The sequence below is a fragment of the Streptomyces boncukensis genome (assembly GCF_011045075.1).
GTDB classification, from domain to species: Bacteria; Actinomycetota; Actinomycetes; order Streptomycetales; family Streptomycetaceae; genus Streptomyces; species Streptomyces boncukensis.
The window spans coordinates 1-5,867 of record NZ_JAAKZZ010000460.1; the positions used below are offsets into that span (position 1 = coordinate 1).

A 5,867-nucleotide genomic window follows, 5' to 3' on the forward strand; every position below is an offset into this window, starting at 1 on the left:
GCCCCCTGGCTCCCCTGGCCCCCCTGGTCAGGGGATCTGCTCCACGGACTCCCGTAGCAGCTCCAGCGGGTGCCACGCCCTCCGGCTCGTGCCGTGGGCGATCTGCTGGCGGCACGACACCCCGCTGGCCACCACCACCGTGTCCGTCGGCTCCGCCTCCACCGCCGGGAAGAGCCGGTCCCGGCCCACGGCCAGCGACAGCTCGTAGTGCTCGGACTCGAAGCCGAACGAGCCGGCCATGCCGCAGCACCCGGCGTCGACCTCCTCCACCTCGGCGCCGGGGATGCGGCGGAGCAGCTCGACCGTCGCCGCCGTGCCGACCTCGGCCTTCTGGTGGCAGTGGCCGTGGTAGAGGAGGCGGCGGCGCGCGGGCCAGGCGCCCTCTCGCAGGCGCAGACGGCCGTCGTCGATCGCCTCCGTCAGCAGTTCCTCCACCTGGCGGACGCGTCCCGCGATGTCCTCGGCCGTCGGGTCGCCGGGCCGCAGTGCCCGGTGCTCGTCGCGCAGCGTCATCAGGCAGGAGGGCTCGCAGCCGACGATGGGTGAGCCGGGCTCCGTCTCCTCCGTGAGGAGGCGGGCCAGCCGGTCCGCCTTCGCCTTCGCCTCGTCCACCAGGCCCTTCGACAGGCTGGAGCGCCCGCAGCAGCCCCGGCTCTCCAGCCGCACCCGCCAGCCCGCCCGCTCCAGCAGCTCGACAGCGGCGCGGCCGATGGCCGGTTCGGTGTACGTGGTGAAGGAGTCGGCCAGGAAGGTGAGGGTGCTGCCCCGGGGACCGGCCCCCGCCGCCGCCCGCCGCCCGCGGCGGTACCAGCGGGCCAGGTCGCGCCGCTCGAACACCGGAAGGGGGCGCTCGCGCGCGATGCCGAGCGTCCGCTCCAGCAGGGCGCGCAGCAGCGGCACCCGGCCGGGCAGGTTCGAGAGCGGGGCCGTCGCCGAGCCCAGCCGGTTCAGGGCGCGGATCGCGCCGAACATCCGGGAGCGCAGCGGGACGCCGTGCAGGTCGTGGTGGTGGGAGAGGGCCTCGCTCTTGAGCGTCGCCATGTCGACGCCGAGCGGGCACTCGCTCTTGCACGCCTTGCACATCAGGCACAGGTCGAGGACCTCGTGCAGCCGCTCGTCGCCCAGCGCGCGCCGCGGGTCGGGCTCGGACAGCGCCTTGACCAGCGCGCCCGCCCGGCCCCGCGTCGAGTCCTCCTCGTTCCTCGTCGCCATGTACGACGGGCACATCGCGCCGCTGCCGCTCTTGCGGCACAGCCCGATGTTCATGCACCGGTCGGCGGCGCCCCGCATGCCGCCGACGACCTCGAAGGAGAGGCGGGTGCGGAGGGGGCCCGGCTCCGGCAGCGCCGCGTCCCGCAGATGCGCCGTCATGGGCGGGGCGTCCACGATCTTGCCGGGGTTCATCCGGTTGTCGGGGTCGAAGACGCCCTTGACCTCGCGCATCGCCCCGTAGAGCTGGTCGCCGAAGATCTGCCGGTTGAACTCGCTGCGGGCCAGCCCGTCGCCGTGCTCGCTGGAGTTGACGCCGCCGTAGGAGACGACCAGGTCCTTGATCTCCTCGGCCACGGCGCGCATGGTGCGCTCCTGCGCCGGGTCGGCGAGGTCGACGAAGGGGCGGATGTGCAGGCAGCCGACCGAGCAGTGGCCGTAGAAGCCCGCGGTCAGGCCGTGCCGGTCCAGGATCTGTCTGAAGTCGCGGGTGTAGGCGGCCAGTCGGGACGGGTCGACGGCCGTGTCCTCGACGAAGGCGAGCGGGCGGCGGGTGCCCTCGCTGGCGGCCATCAGCAGGCCGAGGCTGGACTTGCGGACCTTCAGCAGCGCCTCCTGCTGGGCCGCCGTGACCGCCTGGAGGGTGTGGTAGCCGTGGCCGTGCCGCTTCCAGAGCGCGGTGAGGCGGTCCAGGCCCGCCCGCAGCTCCCCCTCGTCGTCCCCCGTGAAGCTGACGAACAGGAGCGCCTCCGGGTCGCCCTCCAGGATCGTGCCGAGCGAGGCGTACTCGATCCGCTGCCGCGAGAGGTCCAGGATCGTGCGGTCCATCAGCTCGACGGCGGCCGGTTCGCAGGCCAGCGCGTCCTCGGTGGCCTCGATGGCGGCCTGGGTGGAGGTGAAGTGGCCGACGGCGATCACCGTACGGCGCGGCTTGGGCACCAGGTCCACCAGGGCGCGGGTGGCGAGCACGAGGGTGCCCTCGGAGCCGACGACGAACTTCGCGAGGTCGAACGGCTCGTCGGGACGCGCCAGCCGGTCCAGCCGGTAGCCGCAGGCGCGGCGCCAGAAGGCGGGGAAGCCCTCCTCGATGGCGGCGGCGCTGTCCCGGACGATGCGCGGCAGCTCGCGGTAGAGGGCTCCTTCGAGGGTGGAGTCCCGGGCGCGGCGGGCGCGTTCGCCCTCGTCCACGGGCGCGAGGCGGGCGGAGCTCGCGTCGGAGAGCACGGCGTCGAGCGCGCGGACGTGGTCGATGGTCATGCCGTGCCGCAGCGAGCCGCTGCCCGCCGAGTTGTTGCCGATCATCCCGCCGAGGGTGGCGCGGTTGCTGGTGGAGGTGTCGGGGCCGAACATCAGGCCGTGCGGTGCGGCGGCGCGGTTGAGCTGGTCCTGCACCACTCCTGCCTCCACCAGGGCCGTGCGGGCTCCCGGGTCGAGTTCCACGATGCGGTGCATATGGCGGGAGAGGTCCAGGACGAGCCCGGCGCCGACGGTCTGGCCCGCCAGGCTGGTGCCCGCGCCCCGGGGGACGAGCGGCACGCCGTGCTCGGCGGCCGCGGCGACGGCTGCCTGGACGTCCCCGGCGTGCCGCGGGAAGGCGACGCCGACCGGGGTGATGGCGTACATGCTGGCGTCGCGCGCGAACAGATGCCGGGTGTAGCCGTCGAAGCGGACCTCGCCGTCGAGGTCGCGGCGGAGTCGGTGTTCGAGGTCCGCGGCCCGCTCCTGTGCCGGTGCCTGCGCCTGCGCCGGTTCCGTACGGGTCATGCGCCCTCGCCCTCCTCGCGGAGCACGTCGAGCGCCGCGCCCAGGCCGTCGGGGGACACCGGAACGCCGGCGAGCTGGAGCCCCAGCTGCACCCCGGCCAGCGTCCCGGCCAGGGTGAGGTCGCCCAAGTGGCCCAGGTGCCCGATCCGGAAGATCCGGCCCGTGAGCCTGCCGAGCCCGGCGCCCAGCGACATGTCGAAGCGCTCCAGCACGATCTCGCGGACCTTGTCGGCGTCGTGGCCGTCCGGCAGCAGGACGGCGGTGAGCGAGCCGGAGTGCTCGCGCTCGTCGGCGCACAGGACCTCCAGCCCCCAGGCCCGTACGGCGGCGCGGGTGGCGCGGGCGTGCCGGGCGTGCCGTGCGAAGACGGCGGGCAGGCCCTCGGCCCGGAGCATGGCCAGGGCCTCGTCCAGCCCGTAGAGCAGGTTGGTGGCCGGGGTGTACGGGAAGGCGCCGTGCTCGTTGGCCTCCAGGATCGGCCGCCAGTCCCAGAACGACCGGGGCAGCCCGGCCGTACGGGAGGCGGCGAGGGCCTTCTGGCTGACGGCGTTGAAGCTGAGGCCCGGCGGCAGCATCAGCCCCTTCTGCGATCCGGCGACGGTGACGTCGACGCCCCATGCGTCGTGCCGGTAGTCGATGGAGGCCAGCGAGGAGATGGTGTCGACCAGGAGCAGCGCGGGGTGCCCCGCCTCGTCCAGGGCGCGGCGGAGCGCGGGAATGCGGCTGGTGACGCCGGTCGAGGTCTCGTTGTGGACGACGCAGACGGCCTTGATCGTGTGCCCGGCATCGGCTGCCAGCCGTTCGGCGAGCCGTGCGGGGTCGGCGCCGTGCCGCCAGTCGCCGGGGACGAAGTCGACGTCGAGGCCGAGCTGTTCGGCCATGGCGCGCCAGAGGGTGGCGAAGTGGCCGGTCTCGAAGCAGAGCACCCGGTCCCCGGGGCTGAGGGTGTTGACCAGGGCCGCCTCCCAGGCGCCGGTGCCGGACGCGGGGTAGACGACGACGGGGCCTGTGGTGCCGAAGACGGGTTGGAGCTCGGCGAGCAGCCGCCGGGTCAGGGCGGCGAACTCGGGTCCGCGGTGGTCGATGGTGGGCCGGGCCATGGCGCGGAGCACCTGGTCGGGGACGTTCGTCGGGCCCGGGATCTGGAGGAAGTGGCGGCCGGTGTGCAGGGTCACGCGAGCCAACCCCCTTGCGCTCTGTGCCGTGATACGGCACGCTGTATCGTTAGATGGCACGGCGGAGCCTAGAGACGGCCCGCCGGAGGAGTCAATGGGTGCGTACGACCCTGGAGGTGCGGTGCAGAACGTCCTGAACGCGCTGCGGGTGCTCGACGAGGTGGCCGCCCGGCAGCCGGTCGGCGTCTCGGAGCTGGCGCGCACCCTGGAGCTGCCCAAGAGCACGGTGCAGCGCGCCCTGCGCACCCTGGCCGGGGCCGGCTGGCTGCGCCAGGCCGAGGACGGCGGCACCCGCTGGGCGCTGACCACGAAGCCGCTGCTCATGGGGCGGCACGCGACGGGCGAGCTGGGGCTGCGGGATGTGGCGGTGCCGGTGATGGAGGAGCTGCGCAGCCAGTGCGACGAGACGGTCCACCTGGCCGTCCCGGAGGGCGGCAAGGTGGTGCTGATCGAGCGGCTGGAGACCTCGCAGCCGGTGCGGATCATCCTGCCGCTGGGCAAGGACCTGCCGCTGCACGCGTCCGCGAACGGCAAGGCGGTGCTGGCCGCCTGCGCCCCGGACACGATCGAGCGCCGGCTCGCCGCCGAGCTGACCCGGTTCACCGGGACGACGCTCACCGACCCCGGCGCCCTGCGCGCGGAGCTCGCCGAGATCCGCGCCCGGGGGTACGCCACGAATGACGGCGAGTGGCGCGAGGATGTCTCGGCCACCGCCTCCGCCGTGCTCGGACCGTACGGACAGCCGGTCGCCAGCGTCAGCATCAACGTCCCGAGCAGCCGCCTGACCAGCGAATCCCGTGCGGAGCACGCCGCGTTGACGCGCGAGGCCGCGGCCCGGATCGGTGCGGCGCTGGGCGGCGGCCCACGCCCGGCGCGGTGACGGACCGTCACATCACCGCGTCACGTCGCACCCCTTGACGGCGTGTGACACGGATCTCAATACTTCCCCATGCGAAATGTGCATTCCGCACTGCGGAATGACCGGTGCCCGCTGGGCACCGCACGCCGATCCCAACCTGATCATCGGCCGAAGGCGGGGAAGCCTTGTGTCAGATCACGTCATCGCCATCATCGGACTCGCCCTCATCTTTCTCATCGCCACGACCCGCTCCATCCATATGGGAGTGCTGGCCTTCGTCGCCGCGTTCATCGTGGGGACGGGATTCACCGGACAGTCGACGGACGACATCTTCGACGGATTTCCCGGAAACCTCTTCGTCGTGCTCGTCGGCGTCACCTTTCTGTTCGCCATGGCACGGAAAAACGGAACCGTGGACTGGCTGGTCCACGTCTGCATGCGCGCCGTCGGCGGCCGCACAGCCCTGATCCCCTGGGTGATGTTCCTGGTCACCACGGTGCTCGCCGGGGTGGGAGCGCTGACTCCCGCCGCGGTGGGCATCGTCGCGCCCATCGGCATGAGCATCGCGAAACGCTATGGGATCAACCCGTTGATGATGGGCATCTTCATCGCCAACGGCGGCAGCGCGGGGGGATTCTCGCCGATCGGCGTCTTCGGGACCATCACCAACGAGGTCGTGGCGGACAACGACATTTCGGCGAGCCCTGGATTGATCTTCCTGTATTCGCTCGTGTTCAATCTCGCGCTCAATGTCGTTGCCTTCCTGCTGTTCGGCGGACGGCAGTTGCTGGGGCAGCGGACGGACATGACGCAGGACCCCGGGACCGGGGCTGGGTCCGGGACCGGGGCAGGGACTGGGG

4 protein-coding genes are annotated in these 5,867 nt (G+C 72.8%); 2 read left to right on the forward strand and 2 right to left on the reverse strand.

Annotated features, from left to right (window positions below):
- Nucleotides 1-27 precede the first annotated feature (27 nt).
- Nucleotides 28-2,973: an FAD-binding and (Fe-S)-binding domain-containing protein gene (locus G5C65_RS29580; protein WP_165302118.1), complete on the reverse strand. Its 2,946-nt coding sequence runs from the start codon at nt 2,971-2,973 to the stop codon at nt 28-30.
- Nucleotides 2,970-4,148 carry an aminotransferase class V-fold PLP-dependent enzyme gene (locus tag G5C65_RS29585; RefSeq protein ID WP_165302119.1) on the reverse strand — a complete coding sequence of 393 codons (1,179 nt, stop codon included), beginning with the start codon at nt 4,146-4,148 and terminating at the stop codon, nt 2,970-2,972. The genes G5C65_RS29580 and G5C65_RS29585 overlap by 4 nt, the downstream gene beginning before the upstream one ends.
- A 94-nt stretch (nt 4,149-4,242) precedes the next feature.
- Here G5C65_RS29585 and G5C65_RS29590 point away from each other — a divergent pair, with 94 nt between their 5' ends.
- Both G5C65_RS29590 and G5C65_RS29595 read left to right on the forward strand, forming a co-directional pair.
- Nucleotides 4,243-5,028, forward strand: coding sequence for an IclR family transcriptional regulator (locus G5C65_RS29590; RefSeq protein WP_206442414.1), 786 nt, complete (start codon nt 4,243-4,245; stop codon nt 5,026-5,028).
- Nucleotides 5,029-5,125: 97 nt separating this feature from the next.
- Nucleotides 5,126-5,867 (forward strand): SLC13 family permease (locus G5C65_RS29595; RefSeq protein ID WP_277608119.1); only part of this gene is annotated, 742 nt, incomplete at its 3' end.